Origin of the sequence: Sphingomonas sp. Leaf30, from assembly GCF_001422525.1 — a bacterium.
Lineage (GTDB): Bacteria > Pseudomonadota > Alphaproteobacteria > Sphingomonadales > Sphingomonadaceae > Sphingomonas > Sphingomonas aerolata.
Map to the genome: position 1 here is coordinate 1,152,756 of NZ_LMKZ01000001.1, position 15,292 is coordinate 1,168,047.

Consider the following 15,292-nt stretch of genomic DNA (forward strand, 5'->3'; position numbering starts at 1 on the left):
CTGTTCGCGATGCGGACGATCATCTGGTCGCCCTCGCGGCGCGGCTCATCGCATGGCGGCTTGCCGCCGCGACCCGTTCGGCCTCCCCGCGCTAGCGTTGCAGGAGGGAATTTTCGACGATGAGCATACAATGGCGCCGCGCGCTTCTGATCGTGCCGGCCGGCCTGGCGCTGGCGCCGCCCGCGGTCGCGCAGGAGGCGGGCCAGACGTCGGACGCCGCGTCGCAGCAGTCGACCCCACCGGCGCCCGCCGGGACGGTTCGCGGGCTCGAGCCGCTACAGGCCCGCGACACGGGGACGGCAGCGGTTCCCGTACCCGATACGCCACGACTGGTTCTGCCGGCTCCGACGACCGCAGACGCGCCGCCGCGCAGCCGCACCCCCGCGCGGGCGCCGGCGACACGCAGTGCAGAGCCGGATACGCCGCGAGCCGCGCGGGTCGACGCCGTGACCACGTCCAGGCGTGCGACCGAGGCCGTGCCGTCAGGTACATCGCGCGACGCGGCGGATAGTCGGGTAGACGCGGCGCCCGCATCGACCGCCACCACGGCGCCGACGACTCCGGCACCAGCCGTTCCGGCAACTACCGCGAGCCCCGAAGTCGCACCCGCCGCCGCGCCGTCCTCCGCTCCCAACGAACGCACGATCGCCGCGCCGGAGCAGGGCAGGGCGATGCCGTTCTGGCTGTGGCTGGCGGTCATTCCGATCGTCGTCATCGCGCTGTGGTTGCTGCGCAGGGGGCCGCGTAAACGGCATGATCGGCTGGACTATCACGAGCCCGAACCGCTGATTGAAGCCGAGGCACCGCCGGCAAGACCGCTTCCCCCGCTACCCACGCCGGCGCCGGTCCCGCCGAGCCCCGCGCGGGTGGTGACGCCGACCCCGGCGATCGCACCGCCGTCCCCGCCTGAGCCCGCGACGGCGGCAACCCCGCAATTTCTCGACCGGCATGCGCGCGAGCCGGAGCGGGCACGTCTGTCGGTCGAGCTGCGCCCGCTTCGCGCGGGGTTGAACCTCCTCAGCGCGACGGCTGAATGTGAGCTCGTGGTGACGAACGTCGGTGCAGGCGTCGCGGAGGCGATCCGCGTCCAGGCGGTCCTGCTGAGCGCGCATGCTGGACAGGACGCCGATCTGACGGCGGTGAATGCCGGTCAGGTCGCGCGTCCGGCGACTGCGCCGTTCACGCTCGCGCCGGGCGAGTCACGCACGATCCGGACGGTCTCGGCCATGTCGCGCGAGGCGATCCACAGCATGACCGCGGCCGACCGGCCGATGTTCGTGCCGATCGTCGCGGTCAATATCCGCTATGCCAGCGGGGCGATTGCCGGTCAGACCGCGCGTGCCTGGGCGATCGGTGTCGAGCGGGTCGATTCGGCCAAGCTTGCGCCGTTCTGGCTCGATATCCCCGCGCGCATGTATGACGGGATCGCCGCGCGGCCCCATGCGCCCGCTATCATAGTCTAGGCGGGCGAAGGCGAGGGGCCGGGTCGCATCGACTCGGCCCCGTCGTTTTCTATCAGGCACAAAAAAAGGGCGACCCCATCGCTGGGGCCGCCCTTTTTTTAGCTGCGGCCAGCAGGGGCAGAGCCCCTGCTTCGTCGGTCGGCATGAATGCCGCCGGCCGGCCTTGCGGGGAGTGCGCTTCAGCGTGGCTGAAGCGTCTCTCCCGCTGCGGCTTACTTGACCTCGACGGTCGCGCCAGCTGCTTCGAGCTGTGCCTTGATCTTGGCGGCTTCGTCCTTCGACACGCCTTCCTTGACGGCCTTGGGAGCCGACTCGACCAGCGTCTTGGCTTCGGTCAGGCCGAGCGACGTGATCGCGCGGACTTCCTTGATGACGTTGATCTTCTTGCCACCGTCGCCGGTCAGGATGACGTCGAATTCGGTCTGCTCTTCAGCGGCCGGTGCGGCTGCGCCGCCGCCAGCTGCCGGTGCTGCGACCGCTGCTGCGGCCGAAACGCCCCACTTTTCTTCGAGCAGCTTCGAAAGCTCAGCTGCTTCGAGAACGGTCAGTTCGCTCAGGCTCTCAACGAGCGCGTTCAGGTCTGCCATGATAAATCTCCATCTCGGGGCATGTGCCCCATCAGTTCAAAAAGTAACGAAAGAGCCTGCAAGATCAGGCGGCTTCCTTCTCCGCGTAGGCGGAAAGCACGCGCGCGAGCTGCGCTGCCGGAGCCTGCGTGATCGTCGCCAGCTTCGTGGCAGGTGCCACGATGAGGCCGAGGATCTTGGCACGCAGTTCATCCAGCGAGGGCAGCGTTGCGAGCGCCTTCACACCGTCGACGTCGAGGGTCGTCGCGCCCATCGCCCCACCCACGATTTCGAACTTGTCGTTCGTCTTCGCGAATTCCACGGCCACCTTGGCGGCCGCGACGGGATCGATGGAGCTGGCCAGACCGACCGGACCCGTGAGCATGTCGCCCAGCGAGCTGTAGTCGGTGCCGTCCATTGCGATCTTGGCAAGCTTGTTCTTCGAGACCTTGTAGGTCGCGCCGGCGTCGCGCATCTTGTTCCGCAGCACAGTGGACTGTGCGACGGTCAGGCCGAGGTTGCGCGTCACAACGACGACGCCGACCTCGGAGAAGGTGCGGTTCAGCTCGGCTACGGCCGCGGTCTTTTGATCACGATCCATGCCATTCTCCACGTTTTCAGGTTCACCGTTTGCACGGTGGACCCGGTTACTAACCGGAGGCGCAGACAAGCCCGCGCTTCCGGGTGTCTCGTCGATGGGGCATGGGAGAGGGCAGGCGCCGGAGCGCTCCGCAAAATCTCATTCCCCGTCTAGGTGGGAGATTAAGCGCCGGCAAACCCGGTGCACCCACTGTCTCGGACGGAATTCGGCAGGCGGACCCGCCGAACGAAGCCGCCGCATAGCCGAATCGGTCGCGAAGTCAACCGCCCGGATGCGGTCCGGTGCGTGTCGCGGAACCGTCATGCGACTGACGCGGAGGTGTCTCCGTTCCTTCACCGCACTGCCGCTTTACCCGGCCAAAGCTCAGTCCAGCGGTCAGATCGGCCGATCCCGGGGGGACGTATGAAAATTCCGACGAACATGACGATGGCCTATCACGATGGCGATATCGACACGAACACCAGCGCCAATCCGCATCTGAATGATCTGATCGCGGTGCGCTATTCCCGTCGCCAGACGCTGATGGGCGGCCTGTCCGCCGCGACCGCCGCGGTGTTCGGCGGCATGCTGCTCGCGGGTTGCGACGAGGATGATCCGCGGCGTGCGGTGACGGTGCAGGCCGGCGCGTCGGGTGCGACCTCGGCGGGCAAGACGGTCACGCTGACGGGCACGGTGGCGTCGGGCAGCGCGACGGGTGTCGCCTGGGCCCAGACCGGCGGCCCGGCCGTGACGCTCGCCAACACGAACACCGCGACCGCGACCTTCACCGCGCCGAGCGTCGCTGCCGACACCACGCTCACCTTCACCTTCACCGGCACCAGCACCGACGGCATCCGCAGCGAGACCTCGACCAGCGTCACGGTCAGCCCGGCGCGGCTCGACTTCACCGCGGTCCCCAAGAGTCTTGCCGACGTCGTCGCGGTGCCGGCCGGCTACAGCGTCACGGTGCTTTACCGCCTGGGCGATCCGATCGCGAGCGGCGTCGGCGCCTATGCCAATGACGGCAGCGACACGAACTTCGCACGCCGTGCGGGCGACCATCATGACGGCATGAGCTATTTCGGCCTGGCCGCGACCGGCAGCACCCCCGACGCCAATGGGAATACGCGCGGCCTGCTCGTGCTCAACCACGAGAATATCACTCAGGCCTATCTGCACCCCAACGGCGCGACCAGCACCGGCGGCGCGATCGGTGCGGGCGGTGTCCGCCCCGAGTCCGAGGCGCTGAAGGAGATGGAATGCCACGGCGTCTCGGTGATCGAGATCAGCCGGTCGGCGACCGCCTGGAGCTATGTCCCGGCCTCGGCGCTCAACCGCCGTATCACGCCGCTGACGCCGATGAGCTTCAGCGGTCCGGTCCGCGGCAATGCGCTGCTCAGGACGCGCTATTCGACCGATGGCACGGCGGGCCGCGGGACGATCAACAATTGCGCGAACGGCACGATGCCCTGGCACACCTATCTGACCAACGAGGAGAATTGGGCGGGCTATTTCCGTCGTCAGTTCGGTGACGTCGCCGCACGCGGCGGGTCGACCGCCAAGCAGAACGTCTCGCTCGCCCGCTACGGTATCCGCGAGACTGCCAATGCCACGACGTTCAACGGCAATTACGGCTGGGCGTCGGTCGTGCCGGCCGATTCCGCCAACACGCTCTATGCGCGCTGGAACGTCACCACGACCGCCGCGACCGATGGCACCGGCGATTTCCGCAACGAGGCGTTCCAATATGGCTGGGTGGTCGAGATCGATCCGTTCGATCCCGCCTCGACTCCGCGCAAGCGCACCGCGCTCGGCCGCATGAACCATGAGGGTTGCGAGATCGGCCGCACGATCGCGGGCGTCAAGCCGGCTTTCTACATGGGCGACGATGCGCAGAACGAATATATCTACAAGTTCGTGTCCGCCACGCCTTGGTCGGCTGCAGACGCGACCGCGACCAACCGGCTCGCGATCGGCGACAAATATCTCGACTCGGGCACGCTCTATGTCGCCAAGCTGAACGCCGACGGTTCGGGCCAGTGGCTGCCGCTGGTGTTCGGTCAGGGGCCGCTGACCAGCGCCAACACGACCTATCCCTTTGCGGATCAGGCCGATGTGCTGATCAATGCGCGTCTGGCGGGCGATGTCCTGGGCGCGACCAAGATGGATCGTCCCGAATGGACCGCGGTGAACCCGGCGACGGGCGAGATGTACTGCACGCTGACCAACAACTCGTCGCGCACCGCGGCGAATGTCGATGCGTCGAACCCGCGTGCTTATACCGACCCCAAGACCACCGGCGGCCAGACCACGGGCAACGCCAACGGTCATGTCATCCGCCTGCGCGAGACCGGCGACACGTCGGAGGCGACCGCCTTTACGTGGGACATCTACGCATTCGGTGCGGGCAGCGATCTCGATGCGACCAACATCAACCTGTCGGGGCTCGACGCGACGAACGACTTCTCGTCGCCCGATGGCCTGTGGTTCGGCCTGCCGAGCAATCCGACCGGCAACGTCACCCCGGTGATGTGGATCGAGACCGATGATGGCGCCTATACCGACGTCACCAACTGCATGCTGCTCGCGGCAATTCCGGGCCGTGTCGGCGACGGCGGCACGCGCGCCGTGACGAGCACGCTCGGCGGGACCAGCAACACGGTCACGACGCGGATCGGCAAGGCACCGGCCACGACGCTGCGGCGCTTCCTGGTCGGGCCGAAGGAATGTGAGATCACGGGCATTCATTCGACCCCGGATGGCCGCTCGCTGTTCGTCAACATCCAGCATCCCGGTGAGAATGGTGGTCCCACCAACATCACCAGCAGCTGGCCCGCGAACCAGGCCGGCGCGGTCGCGACCCCGTCGCGTCCGCGTTCGTCGACGATCGTCATCACCAAGAACGATGGCGGTATCATCGGGCTGTAAGCAGGGCAGGGGGCGGGTCACATAACGGACCCGTCCCCGGCTTTCGGCGTTACCTCATGCGAACGCATATCCAGCGTATCCGGAAAGGTTCGTCCATGACTCTCCCCGCATCGCCCGTCTGGTTCATCACGGGTTGCTCCACCGGCTTCGGCCGCGATCTCGCCAGGCTGGTCCTGGATCGCGGGTGGCGCGCCGTCGTCACCGCGCGGGACGCCGACCGGGTCGCCGACCTGGTCGAGGGGCATGACGACACCGCGCTCGCCCTCGCGCTCGACGTCAACGACCAGGCGCAGGTCGAGGCTGCGGTCGCGGCGGCCAAGGCGAAGTTCGGCCAGATCGACGTGCTCGTGAACAATGCGGGCTATGGCTATCAGGCGACCGCCGAAGAGGGAAACGAGGCCGAGATTCGTGCCCAGTTCGACACCAATGTGTTCGGGCTGTTCGCGATCACCCGCGCGGTCCTGCCGATCATGCGCGCGCAGGGCAGCGGCAACATCGTCAACTTCACCTCGGTCGCCGGGCTCATCGGGTTTCCGGGATCGGGCTATTATGCGGCATCGAAGCACGCGGTCGAGGGCTGGTCCGACGCACTGCTTGCCGAGGTCGGGCCACTCGGCATCGGCGTGACCTGTGTCGAGCCGGGCCCGTTCCGCACCGACTGGGCGGGGCGATCACTGCGCCAGACGCCAAGCCAGATTGCCGATTATGCCGATACCGCGGGCGCGCGGATGGCGGGAACGAAGGACGTCAGCGGGACGCAGGCCGGTGATCCGGTCCGGGCAGGCGAGGCGATCATCGCCGCGGTCGGCCAGGACGTGACGCCGCGCCATCTGGTGCTCGGCGCATTCGGCTATGAAGCCGTGACCGCAAAGCTGCGCGAACGGCTGGCCGCGATTGAGGCGGCGCGCGACATCAGCCTGGGTGCGGACTTTCCAGCCGATGCGACCTGAGCGCATCAGGCGGCCCTGACGCAAAAAGGGCCGGGAGATCGCTCTCCCGGCCCCTTTCCTAACACTCGAAAGCGCGAACGCCGATCAGGCGCCGGCGACTTCCGTCGTGTCGACCTTGATCCCGGCACCCATGGTGCTCGAAACCGCGATCTTGCGGACATACTTGCCCTTCGCGCCCGACGGCTTGGCCTTGACCACGGCGTCAACCAGCGCGTCGAAGTTCGCGCGCAGGTCTTCTGCCGGGAACGACGCCTTGCCGATGCCCGAGTGGATGATGCCGGCCTTCTCGACGCGATATTCGATCTGGCCGCCCTTGGCGTCCTTGACCGCCTGCGCGACGTTCATCGTCACCGTGCCGAGCTTCGGGTTCGGCATCAGGCCCTTGGGGCCCAGAACCTTACCGAGACGACCGACGATGCCCATCATGTCCGGGGTCGCGATGCAGCGATCGAAATCGATCGTGCCACCCTGGATGGTTTCCATCAGGTCTTCCGCGCCGACGACGTCTGCGCCTGCTGCGAGAGCCTCTTCAGCCTTCGCGCCGCGGGCGAACACGCCGACGCGAACGGTCTTGCCGGTGCCCTTGGGCAGCGTCACCACGCCGCGGACCATCTGGTCTGCGTGACGCGGATCGACGCCCAGGTTCAGCGCGACTTCGATCGTCTCGTCGAACTTCGACGTGGCGCCCGAGCGTGCGAGCGCGATCGCTTCGTCAATTGCGTGAAGCTTGACGGTGTCGACCGTGACGGCCTTCTGCTTCTTGGTCAGCTTTGCCATGATATCAGCCCTCCACCACTTCGAGGCCCATTGCGCGGGCGCTGCCTTCGATGATCTTCGTCGCAGCGTCGATATCGTTGGCGTTGAGGTCCTTCATCTTCGTCGTGGCGATCTCGCTCAGCTGCGAGCGCTTGATCTTGCCAGCGACGACCTTGCCCGGCTCCTTCGAACCCGACTTGAGACCGGCGGCCTCCTTGATCAGGTACGATGCCGGCGGGGTCTTCGTCTCGAACGAGAACGAGCGATCCGCATAGACCGTGATGACGGTCGGGATCGGCATGCCCTTCTTCAGTTCGCTCGTGCCGGCGTTGAACGCCTTGCAGAACTCCATGATGTTCACGCCGCGCTGACCCAGCGCAGGCCCGATCGGCGGCGCGGGCTTTGCCTCGCCTGCAGGGACCTGCAGCTTGATGTATCCGGTAATCTTTTTAGCCATGTCACTCTCTTGATAGGGGTCGCCCGCATAAGCGCGTACGGCCCGGTTTCGAGTCTAGCGGTACGAACGACGCACGCTCGACGCGCGTCTCCCGCAGGTTCCATCATCAGATGTTGGAAGCTGGCGCGCATAGCCGAGGCGTGCCGCTGGTGCAAGCCTGTGCACTGACCATTGGCGATCGCGGCGCAGGCGCCGGCCATGTCCTGGCGTCGGGATCACCCGACCGGTCACAGCAACGGCTGCCGCCGAGTATGCAACCGATTGCAGTCCGAAAGTCTTCACCTTCACCGCAATGATCCAGATCAGCGAATTTCAAGTTATTCGTACAAGATGATCTAAATCATGAGCGAAAACACAGCAAATGTGGCAAGTCCTGCACGAGGAGAGATTAGGACAGCCATGAGAGCGGCCTTTGATCATGACAGCGGAACATTGAGATTCCTTACAATGGCGCTCGGGCTTGCGCTTGGTCTGATGATCCCGCTTGGATTCATATTGGCATGCTCGCTTATACTTGATCGGCCGGTGACGATACTTATCGTCGGAATTATCGTTGGAATATCCGCAACCTATGCCCTCTCGGTGATCCTGATGCGGCCGTCGAAGCATGACGAGGAGCATGTCGGGGACGCCGTTCCCAAGGTTTCGCTTGCCATGATTTGCCTGGCGACCGCGCTGATCGTCTGCGGCTTCAGCATCTATGTGTCCGACCGGCCGCATTATCTTCTCTACCGGGACATGCCCCATATCGCCGCAGCGATGCTGTTCCTCCCCGGCATGCTCATCGGGTCTGGCTGTATCCTCTGCATGATCGCCGGGCGCGCCGTCTCGCGCTAGGCCGCACGGTTCGTCGCCCGGACCGCGCCAAAAAAGCGCCGACACGCCCGGGGCCCCATGGTGCCGGCCTATAATGGAGGCCGGACGTGTCGTTGCACGCCCGTCACTCCGAGAGTTTCGGCATGGATACGATGATCAACGTCGCGGACGGCGGCGGCAGATGGGATATGGCGAACGCCCCGTTCGTCGTCGACGCGCTGGCAAGGTCGATCCCGACGGTGCAATTCTCGATGGAAGGCGAGGTGCTGGCGGTCAATGATCGCTATCTGCGCATTTTCGGTCGCGAGGCGCAGGACCTGATCGGCGGCCATCACAGCAGCTTCGTCCGGCTGACCGCGGCGGGGGCGGCGGACTATGCGACCGTCTGGAACACGCTGCGCAAGGGGCGTCTGATCCAGACCGAGTTCGGCAGCGTCGCCAAGGATGGTCGCGAAGTCTGGTTGCAGGCGACCTATATGCCGGTGCTGGACAGCAACGGCGTCCCGCAGCGCGTGTTCAAGCTCGCCAACGATATCACGCATGAGCATCAGCACGCCGCGGACAAAATCAAGATGCTCGAGGCGATCTCGCGATCGACCGCGATGATCGAATTCGCACTCGACGGGACGATCCTGTCCGCCAATCCGCTCTATCTCGCAATTACCGGCTATACCGAGACCGACATTCGCGGTCGGCATCACCGCATGTTCGTGACCCCCGAGGACGCCTGCGATCCCAGCTATGAGCGGTTCTGGGAACGGCTGCGCGAGGGGGAGTTCATACGCTCCGAATTCCGCCGGATCGGGCGGGACGGGCGGCCGATCTGGTTGCAGGCCAGCTACAACCCCATCCTCGACGCGTGCAGCAAGCCGACACGGATCGTCAAGATCGCGACCGACATCACCGAATCGGTCGAGCTGCGCCTCGAAAACGCGCATCACGCGTTCAGCGACGCGCTGACCCAGCTCGCCAATCGGCGACGGTTCAACCGGACGCTGGCGGAGGAGGTCCGCCGCGCGATCCGGTCGGGTGACGACCTGTCGCTGATCCTCATCGACATCGATCATTTCAAGCGTTTCAACGATAATCATGGTCATCAGCAGGGCGATGCGTGCCTGCGGATCGTCGCGACCGCCATCCGGTCAGCGGTGCGGCGCGCCAACGATCTGGTCGCGCGTTTCGGCGGCGAGGAATTCGCGGTGCTGCTGCCCAGTGCCGGTGCCGATGTTGCGGCGACCGCGGCGGAAACGATCCGTGCGGCGGTCGAGACGTTGCGCGTCGACCATCAGGACGGGACTCGCCCGATGCTGACCGTCAGCGTGGGTCACGCATCGCTCAGCCGGGATCACCGCAGCGCCGACGTCCTCGCCGACGATCTCGTCGAGCGCGCGGACCGTGCGCTCTACCGGGCCAAGGAAGCCGGCCGCAACACCGTGTGCGACGACCGCGCCATCCATCCCAAGGGCTCCGTGACGCCGCCGTTCCGCGCGCCATTTTCCCGCTCGATCTCTCCCAAAGGATAACCCGAATGCTATGGTTCAAAGCCGACGCGCCTATCCGCCTGAAACTGTTGATCGCCTTTTCCAGTTTCGTCGTTCTGGTCGCCTGCACCGCAATTGCGGGATTGGTCCTTAAGGGCACCGCGCTGATCGGCGCGGGCGTCGCGGCAACGCTGATCGCGGTTGGGCTCGGCTATACCTATCGCGAGATGATCGCAGTGCCCTATGTCACCACCGTCGTTCGTATGGAGGCGCTGGCCGCGGGTGATCTCGAAAGCCCGATCGAGTTCACGAACTTTCGCGACTGCGTCGGCCGCATGACCAAGGCGATGGGAACGTTCCAGGAGAATGCGCGGGTGCAGATTGCGCTGAACGTCGAGGCGTCACGTAACGCCGATGTGGTCAACCGCATGGCGCAGAATTTCAAGCAGGTGGCCGAGGGCAATCTGACTGTCGACATCACCGAGGACTATCCGGCGATCTACGAGGACCTGAAAGCGAACTTCAACGTCGCGCTTGCCAGCTTGCGCGACCTGATCCGCTCGGTCGCGCAGGGCGCCTCCAGGATCCAGATCGGCTCGGGCGAGATTGCGCAGGCGTCCGAGGATCTGGCGCGGCGAACCGAGAGCACCGCGGCGAGCCTGGAGGAGACGTCGGCGGCGATCCATCAGATGGACAATCGCCTGAAGGATACCGCGCAGGGCGCGACGCGGTCGGTGGCGACGTCCGAGCAGGCGCTGAGTGCGCTCGATCATGGACGCCACAAGACCGACACGGCGGTCCAGGCGATGGAGCGCGTCAGCGATAGCGCCAAGGGGATCGACAGCGTCATCGAGGGACTCGACAAGATCGCGTTCCAGACCCGCGTCCTGGCGATGAACGCCGCGGTCGAGGCGGGACGCGCGGGCGATGCCGGACGCGGCTTTGCGGTGGTCGCGGATCTGGTGTCCGCGCTGGCGATGCGGGCCGAGGAGGAGGCCAAGCGTGCGCGTAACCAGCTGACCGTGACGCAGGTCGATATCGGCGCGGCGGTCGACGCGGTGCAGCTGGTCGATCAGGCGCTGTCGGGGATCGTTGCCTCGGGGCGTGAGGCGGCGGATATCTCGCGGCAGATCGCGACCGACAACCAGGCGCAGGCGCTCGCGATCACCGAGGTGAGCGCCGCGGTCGGCAGCATGGACCAGGCGACGCAGAAGAACGCGGCGATGGTCGAGCAGACGTCCGCCGCAGCGCGGCAACTCGCGCAGGAGGTCCAGCTGCTCGCACAGCACGCGCAACGCTTCGTCGTCGATGGCGGCGGGGTCCGGCAGGCGGCACCGGCCTCGGCGGCGCAGGTGGCAACGGGTGGACACGACCATTATACGCTGGCGAGCGATACCCGGCGGCTGCCCGCCTCCGCGATCACCGCGCTGACCCGGCCGAGCTGGTAGGACCGACCAGCCGGGTCGGGGGCGGGTCCCGGTCTAGAAGCGGGCGCGCATGCCAAGCCGGTAGATGCGGCCGAGCGTGTCGTAGAGCGCCGGGTTCACGTCGAGGCCGGTATTGGTCTGCGGCGCGGGTTCGGGATCGTGATCGAACATGTTGTCGACCTTGAAAAACAGGCTGACCTGCTTGGACAGGTTCACCGACCCGCCGAGATCGACGTAGAAGGCGCCCTTCATCGTGTTGTGATCGATCGTCGGGTTATTGGCGGTCGAAGCGGGGCAGGCGGTCGTGCACACGACATACTGGTTGCCGAAATTGCCGTCGGAGAACCAGCGCTCCTGTAAAGTCAGGCTGAAGAGATCATTGTCGTAGCTCTGCGTGGCGAGCCATTTCCAGTCGGGCGTCGCACCATTGTTGGCGCCCGCCTGGTCGACCGTCGCGACACCGGCGATGCCCGCCTTCACGAGGAACTCGCGGACATTGGTGCCGAGCGCGCGGAGGGTGAAATTGCCCGGCAGGCCGAGCGGCCGCTTCCACTGGTAGCTCGCCTCGATGTCGAACCCGCTGGTCTTCCATGAGGCGAGGTTGAATGGCTGGACGTTGATGAAATTGCCGCCCTGGGTCGGGCTGTTCAGGACGAAGCCGCCGCAGAAGGCCTGATTGCCCTCGAAGCAGAAGCGCACGATCTGGTCTGCCGACAGCGTCGAGATCACGCCGTCGAGCTTGATGCTGTAATAGTCGAACGACAGGCCGAGCCCGGGCAGCCAGGACGGGTGCGACAGGACGATGCCGGCTTCGGTATTGCGCGCGATCTCGGGCTTCAGGTCCGGATTGCCGATGGTGTTCTGGAACGCCTGGACGCCGCCGCCGGGGGGGAAGGGGTTGGTGAAGTTGGGCAGCGTCGTGACGGTCGGCGCGGCGAACAATTCGGACAAATTGGGCGCGCGGACGTCGCGCGACGTCACCGCGCGCAGGCGGATGCCGTCGAGCGGCGTCTCCCAGGTGCCGCCGATCTTCCACGCCCAGATCGTCCCCGACGTGCTGTAATGCGTGACGCGGCCCGCGCCGTTCAGGTTCGCGCGGCCGATCGCATCGCCCTTGAAAAGCGGCAGGTTCAGCTCGAGAAAGCCTTCATAGACCTCGTATTTGCCGCCACCGTTCTTGTAATTGCCCGCCGCCCAGTTGCTGCCCAGCGTCGAGTTGAGCAGCGGGTCCGCGGGATAGTCGGCGCTGTTGGGGCTGAGCGCCGTGACGCCGGCGCCATAGGGATCGCCGTGCACGCGGTAATATTCCCGCCGATATTCGCCGCCGAACGCGACCGCGAGCGGCCCCGCCCACAGGCCGAGCGGTTCGCCCGAGAAGTTGAGGCTGGCGACGTCCTGCGTCAGCTTGGTCCGCTGCAACGGTCCGTTGACCGGCGTGACATAGGCAAGCGCCGCGGCGGAGGGGGGCGACCCGCCGAAGATGTTGATCGGCTGACATCCTGCAGCGCGCGCGGCGGCGTCGGCGCAGACGATCGCGCCGTTCAGCGTGATCGCGTTGGCGGCCGCGACATAGCGGTTCTGCAACACGGTGTTCTCGACATCGATATGCGCGATCGTGATGCCATGTTCGTAATAGCCGTCGTAATTCCAGTCGGTGCCGGCCAGATCGAACCGCCCCTTAAGCCCGCCCACGAACCGGTATTGGCGGCGGTCGGTCTGCACCAGAGGATCGGGGAAATTGCCGTTGCTCGTGCCGAAGCCGAACTGCGTGATCCCGGCGGTCGCGCACCGATCGCGGATCAGCTGCGGCAGATACGGATTGGCGCACTGCACGATCAGACTGGGGCGGTTATAGCCCGGGCTCGGCTGGTTGCTCGTCTTCACCTGAGCGAGGTTGACGGTGACATAAGCTTCGTTGTTCTCGGCAAAGTCGAAACCGACGCGGGTAAAGCCATTGAGGCGTTCGAGTGAGGATTTGAGCGATGCGCCCGACCCCGGCGCACCCGACAGGTCGCCGCCGACGCAGAAGCTGTTACCTGGGAAGCAGCCGGTCACGCCACCCGTCCCGGTCGGGCGCCCGTTCGACCCGTAATTGAAGTTGAACGGCGCGCCATTCTGGTCGAACGCGATCCCCTGTAGCGGGCCGTTGTTGATCAGCCCGAACCGCGCATATTGATAGGGCTGGGCATAGTCGCGATAGTTGAACTGCGGCAGGCCGTTGTTCGCCTGGCCGGTATTGACCAAAGTCGTCGCGCGGTACCAGTCGCGCCCCTTGGCGAGATCGGTGCCGAAATCGCCGGGCCCGACGCCGTCCTCATGATCATATTCGGCGCTGACGATCAGGTGCAGCCGGTCGCCCAGCAGCGATTTGCCGAACGCCGCCTGGACCAGCGCCTGCTGATCGTCGCCGTAATTGGTGATGCCGCCCTGGATATTGCCCTTGAACCCGGTGAACCGCGTGTCGGTGATGAAGTTGACCACGCCGCCGACCGCATCCGAGCCATAGGAAGCGGACGCACCGCCCGTGACCACGTCGACGCGCTTCACGAGCAGTTGCGGAAACATGCTGATGTCCGGAACGCCCGTCACGTTCGCGCCGACGACGCGTTGCCCGTCGAGCAGGGTCAGCGTCCGGATCGGCCCGAGGCCCCGCAGCGAAAACGAGCTGAGCCCCTGCGTGCCGCTCGACGTGCTGAACGTGCCGGTCGCCGCGCCGGTCGAGCCTTGCAGCGACGGCAACTGCGCGATCGCGTTGAAGATGTTCGGCTGGGCATTTTTGAGAATCTGTTCCTCGCCGATCACGGTCGTCGGCGTCGGCGCGTTGAACCCGCTGGTGGTGATGCGCGTGCCGGTGACGACGATATCGACCGCGGACGGCGGTGGCGGGCTGTCCTCGGCGAGCGGCGTCGCCGGCGTCACGGTCGGGGGCGGGGCCGGGGGGGCGGTCTGGGCGAGAACGGGTGTCCCGATCAGCGCGATCGCCGACACCATCATCCCGGTCGCGGTGCCGCCGATGCGTGCGGCAAAATCTCGGTCGTGCCTGGCCATCGCCATGATCCCATCCCCTTTCGGTCATGGCCCAAGCCGTCTGTCCGGTCCGGGTCCGCAATCCGTTATGCGGCGATCCTATCGTGGACCGGCGGGGGGAACATCTACGACCATCGTCGCAACGTTCGGGGTGCAACTCAGGGCATGAGACGTTTGCGGCCCTGTGACAAATGCCAGCGCATCGCCAGCGCGGCACCGTCCGCGTCCTGCGCCCGGATCGCCTCGACGATCGCGTCATGCTCGTCCATCATCGCGCCGATCACCTCCGGCGCGCGCGATCGCGATATGTCCACGCCGGCGCGCAGGATCCGCATCACCGCATCTTGGAGATGCTCGAACACCGGCAGGAACGCCGCGTTGGCGGTCGCCTCGACGATCGCGCGGTGGAGCAGCCAGTCCTCGTCGTGCGCGGGCGCGTTGGACAGCAGTGCCGCGCGCAATGCCTCGAGCGCCTGCTCGATCGCCGCGAGCTGTTCGTCCGAGCGTCGCTGCGCCGCCAGCCGTGCCGCCTCCGCCTCGAGCACGAAGCGGACCTCATAGGTGCCGAGCGTCGCGGCGAGCGCATCCATCGGCATGTGCGTGCCGAGCCGCGCGGACGGCCGCCGCTTGACATAGGAGCCCGCGCCGAGCCGCGCCTGGGTGATGCCGTCCGAGGCGAGCCGGGCCAGCGCCTCGCGAACGATCGTCCGCGACATGCCGAACATCGCCGCGAGCTTCGCCTCCGATGGCAGCCGGTCGCCGATCGCGAGTTCGTCATCGGTGATGATCCGCACGATCGCGGTATAGGCGCGATCCGCCAGCCGCCCCTCGCTCACGAGCA

Annotated in this window: 12 protein-coding genes; 6 read left to right on the forward strand and 6 right to left on the reverse strand. The window is 66.1% G+C overall.

Annotation, left to right across the window (positions count from 1 at the left end):
- Positions 1 to 119: 119 nt before the first annotated feature.
- Positions 120 to 1,463: a hypothetical protein gene (locus ASE89_RS05340; protein WP_056674695.1), complete on the forward strand. Its 1,344-nt coding sequence runs from the start codon at positions 120 to 122 to the stop codon at positions 1,461 to 1,463.
- A gap of 212 nt (positions 1,464 to 1,675) precedes the next feature.
- Here the strand turns inward: ASE89_RS05340 and rplL are convergent, their stop codons facing one another.
- Together rplL and rplJ are read right to left on the reverse strand one after the other, a co-directional pair.
- Positions 1,676 to 2,050, reverse strand: a complete 375-nt coding sequence (gene rplL, locus ASE89_RS05345) for a 50S ribosomal protein L7/L12 (RefSeq protein WP_031392842.1) — start codon at positions 2,048 to 2,050, stop codon at positions 1,676 to 1,678.
- Between the two features lie 64 nt (positions 2,051 to 2,114).
- Positions 2,115 to 2,630: a 50S ribosomal protein L10 gene (gene rplJ / locus ASE89_RS05350; RefSeq protein WP_031392843.1), complete on the reverse strand. Its 516-nt coding sequence runs from the start codon at positions 2,628 to 2,630 to the stop codon at positions 2,115 to 2,117.
- A 402-nt stretch (positions 2,631 to 3,032) separates the two neighbouring features.
- Between rplJ and ASE89_RS05355 the strand changes: the two genes are divergently transcribed.
- Entirely contained in the window at positions 3,033 to 5,537 is a 2,505-nt protein-coding gene (locus tag ASE89_RS05355; protein ID WP_192002987.1) for a PhoX family protein, read from the forward strand.
- Between the two features lie 95 nt (positions 5,538 to 5,632).
- Entirely contained in the window at positions 5,633 to 6,487 is an 855-nt protein-coding gene (locus ASE89_RS05360) for an oxidoreductase (protein ID WP_056674697.1), read from the forward strand.
- A gap of 84 nt (positions 6,488 to 6,571) precedes the next feature.
- Here ASE89_RS05360 and rplA read toward each other — a convergent pair whose 3' ends face one another.
- On the reverse strand, positions 6,572 to 7,264 hold the full coding sequence (gene rplA / locus ASE89_RS05365; RefSeq protein ID WP_031439626.1) for a 50S ribosomal protein L1: 693 nt from the start codon (positions 7,262 to 7,264) through the stop codon (positions 6,572 to 6,574).
- Between the two features lie 4 nt (positions 7,265 to 7,268).
- On the reverse strand, positions 7,269 to 7,700 hold the full coding sequence (rplK, locus tag ASE89_RS05370; RefSeq protein ID WP_031392847.1) for a 50S ribosomal protein L11: 432 nt from the start codon (positions 7,698 to 7,700) through the stop codon (positions 7,269 to 7,271).
- A gap of 342 nt (positions 7,701 to 8,042) precedes the next feature.
- Between rplK and ASE89_RS05375 the strand changes: the two genes are divergently transcribed.
- The 3 genes from ASE89_RS05375 (at position 8,043) to ASE89_RS05385 (ending at position 11,445) form a co-directional block, all read left to right on the forward strand.
- Complete coding sequence (locus tag ASE89_RS05375; protein ID WP_156363282.1) at positions 8,043 to 8,537, forward strand: hypothetical protein; 495 nt, start codon at positions 8,043 to 8,045, stop codon at positions 8,535 to 8,537.
- 122 nt (positions 8,538 to 8,659) lie between these two features.
- Complete coding sequence (locus ASE89_RS05380) at positions 8,660 to 10,039, forward strand: sensor domain-containing diguanylate cyclase (RefSeq protein ID WP_056674701.1); 1,380 nt, start codon at positions 8,660 to 8,662, stop codon at positions 10,037 to 10,039.
- 5 nt (positions 10,040 to 10,044) lie between these two features.
- Complete coding sequence (locus ASE89_RS05385) at positions 10,045 to 11,445, forward strand: methyl-accepting chemotaxis protein (protein ID WP_082451239.1); 1,401 nt, start codon at positions 10,045 to 10,047, stop codon at positions 11,443 to 11,445.
- Positions 11,446 to 11,478: 33 nt separating this feature from the next.
- Here ASE89_RS05385 and ASE89_RS05390 read toward each other — a convergent pair whose 3' ends face one another.
- Positions 11,479 to 14,472 carry a TonB-dependent receptor plug domain-containing protein gene (locus tag ASE89_RS05390; RefSeq protein ID WP_056675400.1) on the reverse strand — a complete coding sequence of 998 codons (2,994 nt, stop codon included), beginning with the start codon at positions 14,470 to 14,472 and terminating at the stop codon, positions 11,479 to 11,481.
- A 137-nt stretch (positions 14,473 to 14,609) separates the two neighbouring features.
- Entirely contained in the window at positions 14,610 to 15,287 is a 678-nt protein-coding gene (locus tag ASE89_RS05395) for a FadR/GntR family transcriptional regulator (protein ID WP_056406405.1), read from the reverse strand.
- Positions 15,288 to 15,292 lie beyond the last annotated feature (5 nt).

Coding starts and splice junctions, on each gene's coding strand:
- ASE89_RS05340 (WP_056674695.1), top strand. CDS start 120: ATGAGCATACAATGGCGCCGCGCGCTTCTGATCGTGCCGGCCGGCCTG.
- rplL (WP_031392842.1), bottom strand. CDS start 2,050: ATGGCAGACCTGAACGCGCTCGTTGAGAGCCTGAGCGAACTGACCGTT.
- rplJ (WP_031392843.1), bottom strand. CDS start 2,630: ATGGATCGTGATCAAAAGACCGCGGCCGTAGCCGAGCTGAACCGCACC.
- ASE89_RS05355 (WP_192002987.1), top strand. CDS start 3,033: ATGAAAATTCCGACGAACATGACGATGGCCTATCACGATGGCGATATC.
- ASE89_RS05360 (WP_056674697.1), top strand. CDS start 5,633: ATGACTCTCCCCGCATCGCCCGTCTGGTTCATCACGGGTTGCTCCACC.
- rplA (WP_031439626.1), bottom strand. CDS start 7,264: ATGGCAAAGCTGACCAAGAAGCAGAAGGCCGTCACGGTCGACACCGTC.
- rplK (WP_031392847.1), bottom strand. CDS start 7,700: ATGGCTAAAAAGATTACCGGATACATCAAGCTGCAGGTCCCTGCAGGC.
- ASE89_RS05375 (WP_156363282.1), top strand. CDS start 8,043: ATGAGCGAAAACACAGCAAATGTGGCAAGTCCTGCACGAGGAGAGATT.
- ASE89_RS05380 (WP_056674701.1), top strand. CDS start 8,660: ATGGATACGATGATCAACGTCGCGGACGGCGGCGGCAGATGGGATATG.
- ASE89_RS05385 (WP_082451239.1), top strand. CDS start 10,045: ATGCTATGGTTCAAAGCCGACGCGCCTATCCGCCTGAAACTGTTGATC.
- ASE89_RS05390 (WP_056675400.1), bottom strand. CDS start 14,472: ATGGCCAGGCACGACCGAGATTTTGCCGCACGCATCGGCGGCACCGCG.